We start from the raw sequence: 16,130 nt of genomic DNA on the forward strand, positions 1-16,130 counted from the left end.
GCGACCCGCCCGCGCTCCACCCCGGACCGGCCGGCGCGCCCACCGGACGCACCGGCCGGTCCACCGGGGACGTCGGACGATCCCGGCCGGTGACGTCCGTCGGCGAACCTCAGCCCGCGGTCGCGGAGTCCGCCGACTCGACCTCTTCGCGGGACACCCCGAGCAGGTAGAGCACGGTGTCGAGGAACGGCACGTTGACCGCCGTGTGCGCGGCCTCCCGGACCACGGGCTTCGCATTGAACGCGACCCCGAGTCCCGCCGCGTTCAGCATGTCCAGATCGTTCGCACCGTCGCCGATCGCCACGGTCTGCGCCAGCGGCACCCCGGCCTCCGCGGCGAACCGCCGCAGCAGCCGCGCCTTGCCCGCCCGGTCCACGATCTCGCCCGTGACCTGTCCGGTCAGCTTGCCGTCGACTATCTCCAGGGTGTTGGCCTGCGCGAAGTCCAGCCCGAGCCGCTCCTTCAGGTCATCGGTGACCTGGGTGAACCCGCCCGACACCACGCCCACCTGGTACCCCAGCCGCTTCAGCGTCCGGATCAGGGTCCGCGCGCCGGGCGTCAGCCGCACCTCGGCCCGGACCTTCTCCACCACCGACGCGTCGAGCCCCGCCAACAGGGCGACCCGGGCGTGCAGCGACTGTTCGAAGTCGAGCTCCCCGCGCATCGCGGCGGCCGTGACCTCGGCGACCTCCGCCTCGCACCCGGCGTGCGCGGCGAACAGCTCGATGACCTCGTCCTGGATCAACGTGGAGTCCACGTCCATCACGACCAGGCGCTGCGCCCGGCGGTGCAGCCCCGCGGCCACCACGGCCACATCGACGTCGAGCGCCGCGGACGCCGTCGCCAACTCGGTCCGCAGCGCCTCCGTCGCCACCCCCGACACCGCGAACTCCACCGCGGTCACCGGGTACTTGGCCAGCCGGAAGATACGGTCGATGTTGCCGCCGGTGGCGGTGATCCGGGCAGCTATGCCCGCGGTCGACCGGGCGGTCAGCGGGTGCCCGAGGACGGTCACGTGCGAACGTCCGAGGCCGCGCGGCCGGTTGTCCCCGCGGCCGGAGATGATCTCGGCCTGCATCTTCATCGACTCGGCCCAGCCGTGGACGGTGGCCCGCAGATCGCCGGCGCGGCCGTGCGAGGGCTCGGTGACGAGCGCGCACAGCGTGATGCGGCCACGGGTGACGACCTGCTCGATGTCGACCACGTCGACGGAGTAGGCGGCGAGGGTGTCGAACAGTCCGGCAGTGAGACCGGGCCGGTCCTTGCCGAAGATCTTGACCAGGAGGGTGGGATCGTCTGAGGTGTGCGAGTCGCTCATGGTCCTTCCACGGTAGCCGGCCGGGAAGCCGGGCGCGCGGGTGGTCCGGGGAGCGGACAGTTCCCGCGTCCGCGCCCGGCTCACGAGCCCCGCGCCCCTCCCCACCAGCAGCTCGACCCGCCGCCGCGACACCACGCCGCGCCCGCCCGAGTCGATGCCGCGGACGCCGGGGGAGCACCGCCGCACGACCCGGCCCGCATCCGCCAACGGGCCCGGCACCGTGGCCCGTCCGCACCCTTCGCCCGGCCCGACTTTCGATTCCGGGGCCCGGCCTGGAATAGTTCCCCACATTGTTCGACATCCCTAGGACTCCCCACGACGGGGGAACATCGGGGGACACATCAGTGGGGCATGGAGTGCCGGAACTCGTACTGGAAGTGAACGGACGGACCTGGACGCTCGACCCGTCCAGACCGTGGACCCTCGGACGCGATCCGCAGGGGGACATCGTGCTCGATGACGCCAGGGTCTCCTGGCGGCACGCCACGATCAGCTGGAACGGTCGGACCTGGGTCGTCGAGGACCACGGCAGCACCAACGGCACCTTCGTGCAGGGACACCGCGTCCACCAGATGGAGATCGGCCCCGGCTCGGCCGTGCACCTCGGCAACGGGACCGACGGTCCCCGGGTCGACCTGAGGGACGCCGCCGCCGTGCCGCGGCAGGCCCAGGGCGCCGCGCCCGCGCACCAGGGGTGGGCCGACCCGCAGCAACCGCCCGCCCAACAGCCCCAGGGCGGACCCGAGCACGGTTGGCAGCAGCAGCCGGCCCCCCAACAGCCGGCCCAGCAGCCGCCCGTGCACGGGGTGCCGCAGCAGCAGGGACCTGGCGCGGGCGGGGCCGCGGGAGCCCCACCGGCCCACGGCGACCGCAGCCCCACCTCGTTCCACCAGTTCGCCCTCGGCCGGGTCATGCGCATCGGTCGTGCACTGGAGAACGAACTGGTCGTCTCCGACCTCCAGGTCTCGCGGCACCACGCGGAGTTCCACGCGACGCCCGACGGCCGGTTCGAGATCCGTGACCTCGGCTCGCACAACGGCACCTACCTCAACGGCATGCCGATAGCCAAGGGCGGACGCGCCCTGCTCGGCCCCACCGACATCATCGGCGTCGGCCACTCCACGTTCCGGCTGGTCGGGGACCGACTGGAGGAGTTCGTCGACACCGGCGAGGTGTCCTTCTCGGCCCGCCATCTGACGGTCACCGTCGACGGCGGCAAGCAGATCCTCAAGGACGTGTCCTTCGGGGTTCCGGAGAAGTCGCTGATCGCCGTCATCGGACCGTCCGGCTCCGGCAAGTCGACCCTGCTCAAGGCGCTCACCGGCTACCGGCCCGCCGACCGGGGCGACGTCCTCTACGACAACCGGAACCTCTACAAGCAGTTCGCCGAGCTGCGCCAGCGCATCGGTCTGGTCCCGCAGGACGACATCCTGCACAAGGAACTGACCGTCCGGAAGGCGCTCCGCTACGCGGCGAAGCTGCGGTTCCCCGCCGACACCAGCGAACAGGAACGCGAACAGCGCATCGGCGAGGTGCTGCGCGAGCTGAAGCTCGACCTCCACAAGAACAAGAAGATCACCTCCCTCTCCGGCGGTCAGCGCAAGCGGGTCTCGGTGGCCCTGGAACTGTTGACCAAGCCCTCGCTGATCTTCCTGGACGAGCCGACCTCCGGGCTCGACCCCGGTATGGACCGCGACGTCATGCAGTTGCTGCGCGCGCTCGCCGACGACGGCCGGACCGTGCTCGTGGTGACCCACTCGGTGGCGGAGCTCGCCCTCTGCGACAAGCTGCTCGTGATGGCACCCGGCGGTTCCGTCGCCTACTTCGGCCCGCCCGAGGAGGCCCTCAACTTCTTCGGCTACGACACCTGGGCCGATGTGTTCTCCGCCTTCGAGAACTACCGCGACTACGACTGGGCGGGCCGCTGGAAGGGCTCCCAGCACTACCAGATGTACGCAGCGGACATCGACGCCGTCGCACCCCAGTCGGCGCAGCCCCCGTCCCGCCAGGCGGTGCGCCCGCCGAAGCCGCAGAGCTGGGGCTCACAGCTGCTCACCCTGGTCCGCAGGTACCTGTCGGTGATCGCCTCCGACAAGGGCTTCATGGCCCTGATGCTGGTCCTCCCAGCCGTCCTCGGCGCGGTGAGCCTGCTCATCAACGCCGACCAGGACCTGTTGCCGAACCCGCCCGCCGCGGACGGCCGGCCGGTGCCCAACGGCACCGCGGCGACGGTCCTGCTGATCCTCGCCGTCGGCGCCTGCCTGGCGGGCGCCGCGAACTCGGTCCGCGAGCTGATCAAGGAACGCGTCATCTACGAACGGGAGCGCGCGACCGGCCTGTCACGCTCCGCGTACCTGATGTCCAAGGTCATCGTGCTCGGCCTGATCACCGTGCTCCAGGGTGCGATCGTCGGCGGCATCGGCTTCACCCTGCGCGACGTCCCGGAGGAGGGCGTCGTCCTGGGCGGACTCGTCCTGCTCGAACTCTCGCTACCGATCATGGCGCTCGGCTTCGCCTCGATGATGTTCGGCCTGATCATCTCCGCGCTCGTCAAGACCGCCGAGAAGACCATGCCCCTGCTCGTGATGTTCGCGATCATCCAGATCGTCTTCACGGGCTGCCTGTTCACCCTGCACGGCACCGTGGGAGTCAACGAACTCTCCTACCTGATGCCCTCGCGTTGGGCGGTCGCCGCGGCCGGGGCCAGCCTCGACTTCAACCGGGTCAACCCGAACACCGACGACCCCGGCAGCACCGACCCCCTGTGGGACCACGACGGGGGCACCTGGCTGCTCGACATGGGCGCCCTGCTCGCCCTCGGCGCCCTCTGCGGCGTCCTCGTGGCCCGCTTCCTGCGGCGCCACGAGCCGGAGGTCATGCGCAAGTGACCCGGTGCCCCTGAGGGGCACCGGACACGACGACGCCGAGGGCGGCACCAGTGCGGGTGCCGCCCTCGGCGTGGTCACGGCCGGGGGCCGTGGGGTCCCCGGGGGAGGTCAGTAGGCGCCGAAGACGTTGTCGATCGAGCCGTACCGGTCGGCCGCGTAGTTGGCGGCGGCCGTGATGTTCGAGACCGGGTGGTAGATGTCGTACGGCGTGCCCGACACGTGGTACGCGTTGAAGGTCGGCGGGATGACCTGGAGCAGGCCCTTCGACGGGATGCCGTTGCGGGCGTTGATGTCCCACAGGTTGATGGCGCGCGGGTTGCCGCTCGACTCCCGGATGATGTTGCGGTACAGGCCGTTGTACGTGCCCGGGATGCTGTTCTTCTTCATGACGTCGAGCGACTCGCGGATCCACCCGTCGAGGTTGTTCGCGTAGAGCACGGTCCGGGCGGAGGTGCGGCTCGCGGCCGTCGACTGCTCGCGCGACTGCTCGGCCGCGGCCTTGGACTCGGCGGCCCGGTCGGCCTTCGCCGCGTCGACGGCCTTCTTCGCCTCGGCATCGCGCTGGGCACCGGCGGCCTTCTTGGCCTCGGCGTCCCGGTGGGCCTTCAGACGGTCGGCGGCGGCCTTGGCCTTCTGGTCGGCCGCGGCCCGCTGGTCGGTGACGTCGGCCCGGACGTCCTCGATCTTCTGCTTGTTCTGGAAGGCCGCGGGGGCGGCCTCGGTCACGGGGGCCTCCGAGGCGTCGGCCGGGACCAGGGTGAGAGCGAGGGCCGCAGCACCGAGGGTCGCGACACCGGCGATGGAGAACTTGTGGATCCGGGTCAGCGTCGTACGCCGTTCACCGGAGGCAGAGCTGTTCTTCGGCATGGTGGGACCTCTTCGAGTAGCGGAGGTCGCTCGTGGTCCGGCAGGGGACAGGTGTTTCTGACACAAACGCCGCGGGCAAACTCCCGCGGCGCCGAGCGACGGCAGCCATTCTTAGCTCCCGCAAAATTCGCTGGCAATCATGTGACGTACGAAGCCGGATAGTGGATCAGGGGGGTGGACGAGTCGCCCGAATCGGGAGTCATCCCCGTTCAAGAGCCTGAGAGCGAACCACTAGGCACCTTCGTACGTGATGTGCGTCCTATGCCGGGGCTCACACCCCGCCCCCCGCCATCTCACTGATTGTTGCGAGAGCAATCCTCATCGTGAGGTACCTAGTCCTCCAGGAGGAGCCGGCCGCCCCCGCCCTCGTTCCCCGGGCCGATCCCCTGCTCCGCCCACTCCTCCGCCAGGCCCGTTCGCTCCTCTTACCCCTCGCGCACGCGCGATGCCCCGGTCCCGCCGGTCCCGCAACCCGGGCCGTCACCCTCCGCAGGACGTCACCGCTGCTCCAGCAGCGCCGGGGCGCCGTACCGCCCACTGGGCGCCCGGCCGTCCAACAGACGCAGGAAGGCCGGCACCACCTGCTCCGGCAGCGGGCGTCCCTCCTCGTCCTCCTCGGGAGCCGCCGAGCGGTACAGGTCGGTCCGCATGTCCCCCGGATCCACGGCCCACACCCGCAGCCCCGGCTCCTCCACCGCCAGCACGGCCGCCAGCTGGTCCAGCGCCGCCTTGGACGCCCCGTACCCGCCCCACGTCGCGAACGGCTCGGCCGCCGCCTCGGAACTCAGGGCGATCACCGTGCCCGCCGGCGCCTGACGCAACAGCGGCAGCGCCTCCTGCACCAGCCCCAGCGCGGCCACCACGTTCACCTCCAGCGCCTGCCGCAGCCCCGCCAGCGGGTGGGCGTCCAGCCGCACCAGCGGCTCGGCCCCCAGCACGCTCGCGTTGTTCACCAGCAGGTCCAGTCCGCCCAGCGCCCCGGCCGCAGCCACCAGGTCCCTCCGGTGGGCCGCGTCCGTCACGTCCCCGGGCAGCGCCGTCACCCGCGTGCCGTGCGTGCGCACGTCCCGGGCGGTCCGTTCCAGCACCCCCGGCGTCCGGGCGTTCAGCACCAGGTCCCAGCCCCGCCGGGCCAGCGCCAACGCCAAGGCCCGCCCCAGGCCCTTCGACGCCCCCGTGATGATCGCCACTGCCATGCCGGTCGGCTCCCCGCTCTGGTCCGCTGTCGTCTGCCGGTGCGCCCCACTTGCTCGCGCACGCGCGGTCCACCGTAGGAAGCCCACCGCCCGGTCCGCCTCGGACGTCGGGCGCATGCCCCGGGTCCCTTGGGCCTAGGCCCCCGGCCCTACCCCGCAGCCACCGGCCGTCGGATACCGTCCACGCCCCCCGCCGGTACGGTGAACACATGAGTCACGGCCCACGATCAGGCCTCTACGCGGTCAGCTCCGCGCTGCTGGCCATGAGCAGGCATCTTGAGGTGCGCGACGTCCTCAAGACCATCGTGGCCTCCGCCCGCGAACTGCTGGACGCCCAGTACGCCGCCCTGGGCGTTCCCGACGACCACGGCGGGTTCGCCCAGTTCGTGGTCGACGGCGTCAGCGACGAGCAGTGGCGCGCCATCGGCCCGCTGCCCCGCCAGCACGGCATCCTCGCGGCCATGCTCAGGGACGCCGGCACCGAGCGCCTCGCCGACGTCCGCAAGGACCCCCGCTTCGAGGGCTGGCCCGTCACCCACCCCGACATGTCCGACTTCCTGGGCATGCCGATCCGGGACGGCGACGAGATCATGGGCGCGCTGTTCCTCGCCAACAAGAACCATCCCGTGCCGGAGGGCAGCTGCGGCTTCACCCAGGACGACGAGGACCTCCTCACCATGCTCGCCCAGCACGCCGCGATCGCCCTCACCAACGCCCGCCTCTACGAACGCAGCCGGGAACTGACCATCGCCGAGGAACGCTCCCGCCTCGCGCACGAGCTGCACGACGCCGTCAGCCAGAAGCTGTTCTCGCTGCGGCTGACCGCCCAGGCCGCCACCGCCCTCGTCGACCGCGATCCCGTGCGCGCCAAGGACGAGCTGACGCAGGTCGCGGCCCTCGCCGCCGAGGCCGCCGACGAACTGCGGGCCGCCGTCGTCGAGCTGCGCCCGGCCGCGCTGGACGAGGACGGCCTGGTGGCCACCCTGCGCACCCACACCCAGGTGCTCGACCGTGCCCACTCCGCCCGCGTCACCTACCACGGCCACCTCCCGCGGGCCCTGCCCGCCTCCCAGGAGGAAGCGGTGCTGCGGGTCGCGCAGGAGGCCCTGCACAACGCCCTGCGCCACTCCGGCGCGCAGCGGGTGGACGTCCGGCTCGACCCGCATGAGCGGGGCGCCGTCCTCCTCGTCGTCGACGACGGCGCGGGCTTCGACCCGCGGGCCGTCCGCCGGGCCGGGCGCCACCTCGGGCTGGTGTCCATGCGGGACCGCACCGACGGCGTCGGTGGAACGCTGACCGTGGCATCGGAGCCCGGCAAGGGCACGACGATCAAGATGGAGGTCCCCGGTGGCTGACAAGAGCATCCGCGTGCTCCTCGTGGACGACCACCAGGTCGTCCGCCGGGGCCTGCGCACCTTCCTGGAGGTCCAGGGGGACATCGAGGTCGTCGGGGAGGCCGCCGACGGTGCCGAGGGCGTCGCCCGGGCCGAGGAGCTGGGGCCCGACGTCATCCTGATGGACGTCAAGATGCCCGGCATGGACGGGGTGGAGGCCCTGCGCCGGCTGCGCGAGCTGGCCAACCCCGCACGGGTGCTCGTCGTCACGAGCTTCACCGAGCAGCGCACGGTCGTGCCCGCCCTGAGGGCCGGTGCCGCCGGGTACGTCTACAAGGACGTCGACCCGGACGCCCTCGCCGGCGCCATCCGCTCGGTCCACGCCGGCCACGTCCTCCTCCAACCGGAGGTCGCCGACGCCCTGCTCACCCAGGAGGGCACCGGCGGCGGCCACGGCCGAGCTGGCTCCCTGACCGAACGGGAGCGGGAGGTGCTCTCCCTGATCGCCGACGGCCGCTCCAACCGCGAGATCGCCCGCGCCCTCGTCCTCTCCGAGAAGACGGTGAAGACCCATGTGTCGAACATCCTCATGAAGCTCGACCTCGCCGACCGCACCCAGGCCGCCCTCTGGGCCGTGCGGCACGAGGTGGCCTGAGGATCGGCCGGCCCCGCACCCCCTCCTGACCAGCGACGCCCCGCTTCACCCGACCAGGGGGCGCACCCCGGCGCTCGCCACGGGGCGCGCCCCGCACCGGTTCCCTTCCGGAATGAGATTCATACTGTCGGGTGGATGTCACTCGAACGGCGTATCCCCCGTGCTGTGCACACCGTTCATCCGGGTGTGTCGCGACGATCGGTCGCGGCGGACCAAGGAGGAGCGAGAAGTGAAGAACCTGAAGCGTGTCGCGGCCGTGACGATGGTGGCCGGTGGACTGGTCGCCGCCGGTACGGGCATCGCCTCCGCCACCGGTGGCGCGCACGCGAGCGGCCAGGCCGTGCACTCCCCGGGCGTCGGCTCCGGCAACGTCGTGCAGGCCCCGATCCACGTTCCGGTGAACGTCGTCGGCAACACCGTGAACGTCATCGGCCTGCTGAACCCCGCCTTCGGCAACACCGGCATCAACCACTGAGCCGGCCCGCCCCACGTGCGATCGGCCCCGGCGTGACGGGGCCGATCGCACGCCGGGCCACGGAATCCCGGTGACCGGTTCCGTCCCCGCCGACCCGCAGTCCGACGGTCCGTACATGTGCCTATTACTCCGATCGGGCCGAACGCCGTGGCACCCCGTGTCGTCGCCGGGGGGCGCACGTTCTCAGCGTGCGACCCGCGGCCGGGTCGCCACGCTCACCCAGGAGGAACATTCATGAAGATCGCGAAGAAGGCCGTCCTGGCCGTCGCCGCCGCCGGCATGGCCGCCGGCGCCTCGGCCGGCGCAGCCGTCGCCGACGCGGGTGCCGGAGCCGTCGCCGCCCACTCCCCGGGCGTCGCCTCGGGCAACGTCATCCAGGTGCCCGTCAACGTTCCCGTGAACGTCGTCGGCAACACCATCAACGTGATCGGCCTGCTGAACCCCGCGTTCGGCAACACCGGCGTGAACCAGTGACCTGAGGTCACGCACGGCTGACGGCGGCCTCCGAGACCCGTGGTGGTTTCGGAGGCCGCCGCCGTCGTCACCCGTACGGCCCCGCCGCCCCCGGTCGCCGGGGCGCGCGGCCTCAGCCGCTCTCCCGAGCCTCCACGTACGCGTTGTACGCCGCCACCTGCGCCCGCCGGGCCGTCCGCTCCACCGGGCGCAACACCGCGTCCCGCGCGGCCAGTTCGGACGCACTGACCGCGCCCCCCGTCCGGTGCTCGTGGGCGTGCTCCTCGGCCACGGACACCAGCAGACCCACCCGCTGAGCCAGCTCCAACACCCGCACCGCGCGCGGCGGGTACCCCGGCGCCAACAGCTCGCGCCCCCGTTCGGCCCGCGCCCGGTACGCGTCCACGGCCGCCTCCGCCACCGGACCCGCGCCGGCCACGTCGAGCCGGGACAGCGCCCCGGTGGCCTCGCGCAGGGCCTCCGCGAGCTCCCGCTCCGCCTCCCCCAGCGAGGGCACGTCCGCCGGCGGCGCCTCCCGGACCGGCCGGCACCGCCAGAGCACGTCGACCCGGACGTCACCCGCGGGCCCCGCCTCGAACACCTCCGGCACGAACCCCAGCGCCGCGCCCCGGCAGATCACCGCCTCCCCGGCGTCCAGCGCGGCCTCGTTGAACTCCGGCGGGCCACTGAGCCCCAAGGGGTGACCGGGCGCCGGGAGCGCCACCCGGAGCCCGGTCACCCCGAGCACCCGCAACCGACCCAGCGCCAAGGTCAGCCCGACGGGTCCGACCTCCCCGGGAATCCCTTCGACCCGGTGCGCGGTGTCCTCACCCACCACCGCCTCCACCGCGTCATCCGGTGCGACAAACCCGGCCAACAAGGCATTTCCCCAGGACGTCAACCGTCCGGAACGTGGTTCTGCAAACATGCGACCACCCTAAGGACCGACCACGAGCACGGCGTGCCCGACAGGTGGCGTAGGTTTTATCCGGGGGCTGCGTCCACCGACGCACGCGACAGCCGAACTGCATGGGAGACAACGCGCTCATGAGCGATGTACTGGAACTGGTGGACGTATCAGTGGTCCGCGAGGGCCGGGCACTGGTGGACCAGGTCTCCTGGTCGGTCAAGGAAGGGGAGCGTTGGGTCATCCTGGGCCCCAACGGCGCCGGCAAGACCACCCTCCTCAACGTCGCGTCCAGCTACCTCTTCCCGAGCAAGGGCACGGCCACCATCCTCGGCGACCGACTCGGCCGGGTCGACGTCTTCGACCTGCGCCCCCGCATCGGCATGGCGGGCATCGCGATGGCGGAGAAGCTCCCCAAGAATCAGACGGTCCTCCAGACCGTCCTCACCGCCGCGTACGGCATGACCGCGGGCTGGCACGAGGACTACGAGGAGGTCGACGAGCAGCGCGCCCGCGCCTTCCTCGACCGGCTCGGCATGAGCGACTACCTCGACCGCAAGTTCGGCACCCTGTCCGAGGGCGAGCGCAAGCGCACCATGATCGCCCGCGCTCTGATGACCGACCCCGAACTGCTCCTGCTGGACGAGCCCGCCGCCGGACTCGACCTCGGTGGCCGCGAGGACCTGGTGCGCCGGCTCGGCCGCCTCGCCCGTGACCCCATCGCCCCGTCCATGATCATGGTCACGCACCACGTCGAGGAGATCGCCCCCGGCTTCACCCACGTCCTGATGATCCGTCAGGGAGAGGTGCTGGCCGCCGGCCCGCTCGAACTCGAACTCACCTCCCGCAACCTGTCGCTGTGTTTCGGCCTTCCGCTCGTCGTCGAGCAGCGCGGCGACCGCTGGACCGCCCACGGGCTGCCCCTCTCCTGATCCCCCGACCCGTCCCGGACACCCCACCGGCCCCTTGCGTCACCCCCGTTCACCGGTCGGGGCGCCCGGGACGGCCCCGAACCCGCGCGCCACGCCGACAAGCGCCCGATCTGCCCGGTTAAGAGCCCTGCCGCAACGCTGCCCGCGGTCCTACCATGACCCTGTGGACATCGATGCGTGGGTGTGGTGGCTGATCGGCGCGGTGGCGCTGGGGATTCCGCTCGTGATGACGGCGATGCCGGAGTTCGGCATGTTCGCGGTCGGCGCCGTCGCCGGCGCCGTGACTGCAGCACTCGGCGGAGGCATCGTCCTCCAGGTCGTCCTCTTCGTCGCCGTCTCCGTGGCCCTCCTCGCCGTGGTGCGGCCCATCGCGGCCCGGCACCGGTCCCAGACGTCCGGATCCGCCACCGGGATCGACGCCCTGAGGGGACGTCAGGCCGTCGTGACGGAACCGGTCGACGGCAGCGGCGGCCGGATCAAACTCGCCGGCGAGATCTGGTCGGCCCGCTCCCTCCACCCCGAACAGTCCTACGCGGTGGGGGAACAGGTCGACGTGGTGGAGATCGATGGCGCCACGGCCGTCGTCATCTGACGCCCCACCGGGCCGCCCCACGAACGGGGGACCGACGGACCCCGCGAACCGGCAGGCCCACCCGTCGGAACGGGCCCACCGGGTGGCCGGAACGCCCCACGGACCGGCCGACCGTCTGACAGACTCGACCGGAAAGATCTTCAAGTAGCCGGACAATCCTCCGATCGTCCACACACGCCGAGGCAAGAAGGGTACGGGGAGCCACGATGGGACCGATCGTCATCGTCCTGATCATTCTGGTGGTGCTGGTCTTCATCGCCCTGATCAAGACCATCCAGGTCATTCCACAAGCGAGCGCCGCCATCGTCGAGCGGTTCGGCCGCTACACCCGCACTCTCAACGCGGGTCTCAACATCGTCGTCCCGTTCATCGACTCGATCCGCAACCGGGTCGACCTCCGCGAACAGGTCGTGCCGTTCCCGCCCCAGCCGGTGATCACCCAGGACAACCTGGTCGTCAACATCGACACGGTCATCTACTACCAGGTCACCGACGCCCGCGCCGCCACCTACGAGGTCGCCAGCTACATCCAGGCGATCGAGCAGCTCACCGTCACCACGCTCCGCAACATCATCGGCGGCATGGACCTGGAACGGACCCTCACCTCCCGCGAGGACATCAACGCCGCCCTGCGCGGCGTCCTCGACGACGCCACCGGCAAGTGGGGCATCCGCGTCAACCGCGTCGAACTGAAGGCGATCGAGCCGCCCACCTCCATCCAGGACTCGATGGAGAAGCAGATGCGCGCCGACCGCGACAAGCGCGCCGCCATCCTCACCGCCGAGGGCATCCGCCAGTCCCAGATCCTCACCGCCGAGGGCGAGAAGCAGTCCGCCATCCTGCGCGCGGAAGGCGAATCCAAGGCCGCGGCCCTGCGGGCGGAGGGCGAGGCCCAGGCCATCCGCACCGTCTTCGAGTCCATCCACGCCGGTGACCCCGACCAGAAGCTGCTCTCCTACCAGTACCTCCAGATGCTCCCGAAGATCGCCGAAGGCGACGCCAACAAGCTCTGGATCGTCCCCAGCGAGATCGGCGACGCGCTCAAGGGACTCTCCGGAGCCTTCGGCAACCTGGGCGGCGGCATCCCGACCCCGAACATCCCGAGCCCCGCGACCCCGACCGAGCGCCGCGAGAACCCCTCGCTCGACTGACCTCGAAGCAATGGGCCCCGGGGGCGCCCCTGCGCCCCCGGCAGCACGTCCTACGCGGCGGAGGCCCGCACCGGGCCCGCACTCCGGGAACCCCCCGTGAGCCACTCCGGCAGGACCTCCTCGTCGAGACCCAGCGCCAACAGCATCGCGTCCGCCGGGCTCGGCTCGAACGGCTCGCGCAACAACGGCATCCCCGCCTGCTCGGGCGTGCGGTCGGCCTTGCGGTGGTTGTCCTCCGCGCACGAGGCCACCGTGTTCAACCAGGAGTCCGCCCCGCCCCGCGACCGGGGCACCACGTGGTCCACGGTCGTCGCCCTGCGCCCGCAGTACGCGCACCGGTGCCGGTCCCGCACCAGCACTCCCCGCCGTGACCACGGAGCCCGTCTTCGGAAGGGCACCCGTACGTACCGGCACAGCCGGATCACCTGCGGCGCCGGAAGCTCCACGGCCGCCGCACGCATGCGCAGTTCGGGGTGGGACTGCTCCACGACCGCCTTGTCCTGGAGCACCAGGACGACCGCGCGGTGCAGCGTCACCGTCGACAGCGGTTCGAAACTCGCGTTGAGGACCAGCGTGTCACGCACTCCGCCCACCTCCCGTACGGACCGGCCCACCCCCCTGGCGGGCTGGGATCAACTCTGGCCGGGCCCGACGAGATGGACAACGCAATATCCGCGGGTACCCGGGACTGCTGACTCCAGCGGCACGACCGTGAACCTCTCGGCGCACGGCACGAAAATGCCCGCCCCTGATCACTTCCAAGACCAGAGGCGGGCAAACGTCACATGAACCCTGACTTCAACGGGCCGTCCGGCGGACCTCAGTCCACCGCGGAGTCGGCGTACTCACCGATCAACTGCGCCCGCGCCAGGGCGTGGAACCGCAGATGGAAGCCGACCACCGCGGGGGAGGCGTCCCCGTCCGGCCCCAACGTCTCCTGGTCCACCGCGTACACGGTGAACACGTACCGGTGCGCCCCGTCCCCGGGCGGCGGCGCGGCGCCCCCGAAGTCCTTCGTCCCGTAGTCGTTGCGCACCTGCACGGCCCCCGGGGGCAACCCCTCGAAGGAGCCGCTCCCGGCGCCGGCCGGCAACTCGGTCACGGAAGCGGGGATGTCGAACACCGTCCAGTGCCAGAAACCGCTGCCGGTCGGCGCGTCCGGGTCGAAGCAGGTCACCGCGAAACTCCGGGTGTCCGCCGGGAAACCCTCCCACCGCAGGTGCGGCGAACTGTTCCCGGCCGCGTACACCTGAGCGTCCTTCAGCACTCCGCCCGGTTCGACGTCCTCGCTCACCACCGTGAACGAGGGCACCACCGGGTGGAAGTCGTGCGGGAGCGGCGGCCTCTGGGGCTCGGTCACCTCGGTACCTCCTGGATCTCTGCGTACGGCAACACGTCCGGCGTCGAGCCTAGAACCAGTTGCGCTTGCCGCCGACCTCCGACAGCCAGCGGTTCAAGTACTCCGCCCAGTCCGTCCCCTGGTAGTCGTCGAGCGCCACCTTGAAGGAGCGGTAGCTGTCGCTGCTCTCCACGAACAGACCCGGCTTCTTGTCCATCTCCAGGACGACGTCCATCCCCAGGCGGTCCGTGACGAAGCTCAGCTCGACCTGGTTCAGCCCGCGGTACTGCTGCGGCGGCAGGAACTCGATCTCCTGGTAGAAGGGGAGCTGCTGCCGCGTCCCGCGGATGTTGCCCCGCTCCATGTCGGCGTTCTTGAAACGGAACCCGAGCTGAGCGAACGCGTCCAGGATCGCCTGCTGCGCGGGCAGCGGGTGCACATGGATCGGGTCGAGGTCGCCGGAGTCCACGGCCCGGGCGATCTCCAGCTCGGTGGTCACCCCGATGTTCATGCCGTGCAGGTGCTGCCCCCCGAAGTGGGTGATCGGGGTCTCCCACGGGATCTCCAACCCGAACTGCACCGCGTGCACCGCACCGGCCTGGAGCTCGAAGGCCCCGCCCAGCCGCTGCTTGGTGAACTCGATGTCCTGCTTGTACTCCTGGTCGTTGCTCTCCACCTCCACCCGTGCCTGGAGGCCGACCGAGAGCGCCTCGATCTTCTGGTTCACCGAGCCGCCCTGGATGCGGACCTCACCCTGCACCACTCCGCCGGGCACCACATTGACCTCGGTGAGCACGGTCTCGACCGAAGCCCCACCGGCGCCCAGACTCGCGAGCAGCTTCTTGAACCCCATGACTCTCCTTCCCAGGCTCAGCACCTGTGACGATTGATCCTCGACCCATACCAACGCGTACCGGCCACGAGCGGTTCCGAAACCGCGTCCCTACCCGGTCATCGACCCGTTCTACCGGACACCCCGTGCACTACGCTCGGAGCGCATGATCGAGCCACCCCCCGACCGTAGGCCGTTGCCCCGGGACTTCTTCGACCGCCCCGTCCTGGACGTCGCCCCGGACCTGCTCGGCCGCACCCTCGTGCGGAACTCGCCGGACGGCCCGATCGAACTGCGCCTCACCGAGGTCGAGGCGTACGCGGGGCCGCTCGACCCCGGTTCCCACGCCTACCGCGGCCGTACCGCACGCAATGCCGTGATGTTCGGCCCGCCCGGGCACGCGTACGTCTACTTCACCTACGGAATGTGGCACTGCGTGAACCTGGTGTGCGGTCCCGAGGGCTCCGCGAGCGGGGTCCTGCTCCGGGCCGGCCGGATCGTCGAGGGCGCACCGCTGGCCCGCACCCGTAGGTTCTCGGCCCGAAACGACAAGGAACTGGCCAAAGGGCCGGCCCGGCTCGCCACCGCGCTGGACATCGACCGGGCCCTCGACGGCACGGACGCCTGCGCGGGCCGGAACGCCCCGCTTTCCGTGCTCGTGGGCACCCCGCCCCCTCCCGACCAGGTGAGGAACGGACCCCGTACGGGGGTGTCCGGCGAAGGAGGGGTTCATCCCTGGCGTTTCTGGATCGACGGCGACCCCACGGTCAGCCCCTACCGCGCCCATGCGCCGCGCACGCGCCTCACTTGACTCCCTCCTGGCCGATCCGTAACGTAGCCCGAGCCGCTTGAACCGGGTACGGCGTTCAGCCAGTAGCCCGAAGCGGCCAACCACTACCTACGACAGCCCCTCAAAGGGCGTAAATTTCGCGTGCCGAAATTCGCTTCCATGGGTACTCGATTATGAGTCCCCGAGGGAATCGGTTAACGTAGTGAATGTCGAAAGGCCGCAAGGCCAAAAGGCAAACAGCAGGGAATCCCGCCGGCCGGGAATCGGGTCAGAAAAGATCTGATAGAGTCGGAAACACCGAAGGGGAGCGCCCGGAGGAAAGCCTCAGCCGAATGGCTGGAGTGAGTACAAAGGAAGCGTCCGTTCCTTGAGAACTCAACAGCGTGCCAAAAGTCAACGCC

The 16,130-nt window shown here is 71.0% G+C and carries 16 protein-coding genes; 9 read left to right on the forward strand and 7 right to left on the reverse strand.

All coding sequences use genetic code 11. The annotated features are described in order from the left end of the window. Window positions 1–109: 109 nt before the first annotated feature. Complete coding sequence (gene serB, locus ACFWIA_RS11730; protein WP_387002843.1) at window positions 110–1,318, reverse strand: phosphoserine phosphatase SerB; 1,209 nt, start codon at window positions 1,316–1,318, stop codon at window positions 110–112. A gap of 356 nt (window positions 1,319–1,674) precedes the next feature. Here serB and ACFWIA_RS11735 point away from each other — a divergent pair, with 356 nt between their 5' ends. Beyond that, a complete protein-coding gene (locus ACFWIA_RS11735; protein WP_387002844.1) occupies window positions 1,675–4,206 on the forward strand; it encodes an FHA domain-containing protein in 2,532 nt (843 codons plus the stop codon). Between the two features lie 108 nt (window positions 4,207–4,314). On the opposite strand, the gene ACFWIA_RS11740 is transcribed toward ACFWIA_RS11735, so the two are convergent. Beyond that, window positions 4,315–5,073, reverse strand: coding sequence for a transglycosylase SLT domain-containing protein (locus ACFWIA_RS11740; RefSeq protein WP_387002846.1), 759 nt, complete (start codon window positions 5,071–5,073; stop codon window positions 4,315–4,317). Between the two features lie 497 nt (window positions 5,074–5,570). Beyond that, the gene (locus ACFWIA_RS11745) at window positions 5,571–6,269 is read right to left on the reverse strand and encodes an SDR family NAD(P)-dependent oxidoreductase (protein ID WP_387002848.1); all 699 of its coding nucleotides are present in this window, start codon (window positions 6,267–6,269) and stop codon (window positions 5,571–5,573) included. Window positions 6,270–6,478: 209 nt separating this feature from the next. Here ACFWIA_RS11745 and ACFWIA_RS11750 point away from each other — a divergent pair, with 209 nt between their 5' ends. The 4 genes from ACFWIA_RS11750 to ACFWIA_RS11765 all read left to right on the forward strand — a co-directional run bounded on the left by ACFWIA_RS11750 (window position 6,479) and on the right by ACFWIA_RS11765 (window position 9,207). Continuing rightward, window positions 6,479–7,624: a GAF domain-containing sensor histidine kinase gene (locus ACFWIA_RS11750; protein WP_387002850.1), complete on the forward strand. Its 1,146-nt coding sequence runs from the start codon at window positions 6,479–6,481 to the stop codon at window positions 7,622–7,624. Then, window positions 7,617–8,258: a response regulator gene (locus tag ACFWIA_RS11755; RefSeq protein ID WP_387002852.1), complete on the forward strand. Its 642-nt coding sequence runs from the start codon at window positions 7,617–7,619 to the stop codon at window positions 8,256–8,258. The genes ACFWIA_RS11750 and ACFWIA_RS11755 overlap by 8 nt, the downstream gene beginning before the upstream one ends. A gap of 229 nt (window positions 8,259–8,487) precedes the next feature. Beyond that, window positions 8,488–8,733 carry a chaplin gene (locus tag ACFWIA_RS11760; RefSeq protein WP_385496249.1) on the forward strand — a complete coding sequence of 82 codons (246 nt, stop codon included), beginning with the start codon at window positions 8,488–8,490 and terminating at the stop codon, window positions 8,731–8,733. A gap of 234 nt (window positions 8,734–8,967) precedes the next feature. Further along, window positions 8,968–9,207, forward strand: a complete 240-nt coding sequence (locus tag ACFWIA_RS11765; RefSeq protein WP_385496248.1) for a chaplin — start codon at window positions 8,968–8,970, stop codon at window positions 9,205–9,207. Window positions 9,208–9,319: 112 nt separating this feature from the next. Here ACFWIA_RS11765 and ACFWIA_RS11770 read toward each other — a convergent pair whose 3' ends face one another. Further along, the gene (locus ACFWIA_RS11770) at window positions 9,320–10,114 is read right to left on the reverse strand and encodes a hypothetical protein (RefSeq protein WP_385496246.1); all 795 of its coding nucleotides are present in this window, start codon (window positions 10,112–10,114) and stop codon (window positions 9,320–9,322) included. A 119-nt stretch (window positions 10,115–10,233) separates the two neighbouring features. Between ACFWIA_RS11770 and ACFWIA_RS11775 the strand changes: the two genes are divergently transcribed. The 3 genes from ACFWIA_RS11775 (at window position 10,234) to ACFWIA_RS11785 (ending at window position 12,768) form a co-directional block, all read left to right on the forward strand. Next, a complete protein-coding gene (locus tag ACFWIA_RS11775) occupies window positions 10,234–11,025 on the forward strand; it encodes an ABC transporter ATP-binding protein (RefSeq protein ID WP_387002854.1) in 792 nt (263 codons plus the stop codon). 163 nt (window positions 11,026–11,188) lie between these two features. Further along, window positions 11,189–11,617 carry an NfeD family protein gene (locus ACFWIA_RS11780; protein WP_387002856.1) on the forward strand — a complete coding sequence of 143 codons (429 nt, stop codon included), beginning with the start codon at window positions 11,189–11,191 and terminating at the stop codon, window positions 11,615–11,617. A gap of 206 nt (window positions 11,618–11,823) precedes the next feature. Continuing rightward, complete coding sequence (locus tag ACFWIA_RS11785) at window positions 11,824–12,768, forward strand: SPFH domain-containing protein (protein WP_385496243.1); 945 nt, start codon at window positions 11,824–11,826, stop codon at window positions 12,766–12,768. Window positions 12,769–12,818: 50 nt separating this feature from the next. Here ACFWIA_RS11785 and ACFWIA_RS11790 read toward each other — a convergent pair whose 3' ends face one another. The 3 genes from ACFWIA_RS11790 to ACFWIA_RS11800 form a co-directional block, all read right to left on the reverse strand. Further along, window positions 12,819–13,352 (reverse strand): HNH endonuclease, encoded by a 534-nt coding sequence (locus ACFWIA_RS11790; RefSeq protein WP_387002858.1) that lies wholly within the window; start codon window positions 13,350–13,352, stop codon window positions 12,819–12,821. 236 nt (window positions 13,353–13,588) lie between these two features. Further along, on the reverse strand, window positions 13,589–14,128 hold the full coding sequence (locus tag ACFWIA_RS11795; protein ID WP_387002860.1) for a YbhB/YbcL family Raf kinase inhibitor-like protein: 540 nt from the start codon (window positions 14,126–14,128) through the stop codon (window positions 13,589–13,591). A gap of 49 nt (window positions 14,129–14,177) precedes the next feature. After that, window positions 14,178–14,960: a sporulation protein gene (locus tag ACFWIA_RS11800; protein WP_387002862.1), complete on the reverse strand. Its 783-nt coding sequence runs from the start codon at window positions 14,958–14,960 to the stop codon at window positions 14,178–14,180. 145 nt (window positions 14,961–15,105) lie between these two features. Here ACFWIA_RS11800 and ACFWIA_RS11805 point away from each other — a divergent pair, with 145 nt between their 5' ends. Next, entirely contained in the window at window positions 15,106–15,750 is a 645-nt protein-coding gene (locus tag ACFWIA_RS11805; protein ID WP_387002864.1) for a DNA-3-methyladenine glycosylase, read from the forward strand. Window positions 15,751–16,130 lie beyond the last annotated feature (380 nt).

Origin of the sequence: Streptomyces sp. NPDC127068, from assembly GCF_042724695.1 — a bacterium.
Lineage (GTDB): Bacteria > Actinomycetota > Actinomycetes > Streptomycetales > Streptomycetaceae > Streptomyces.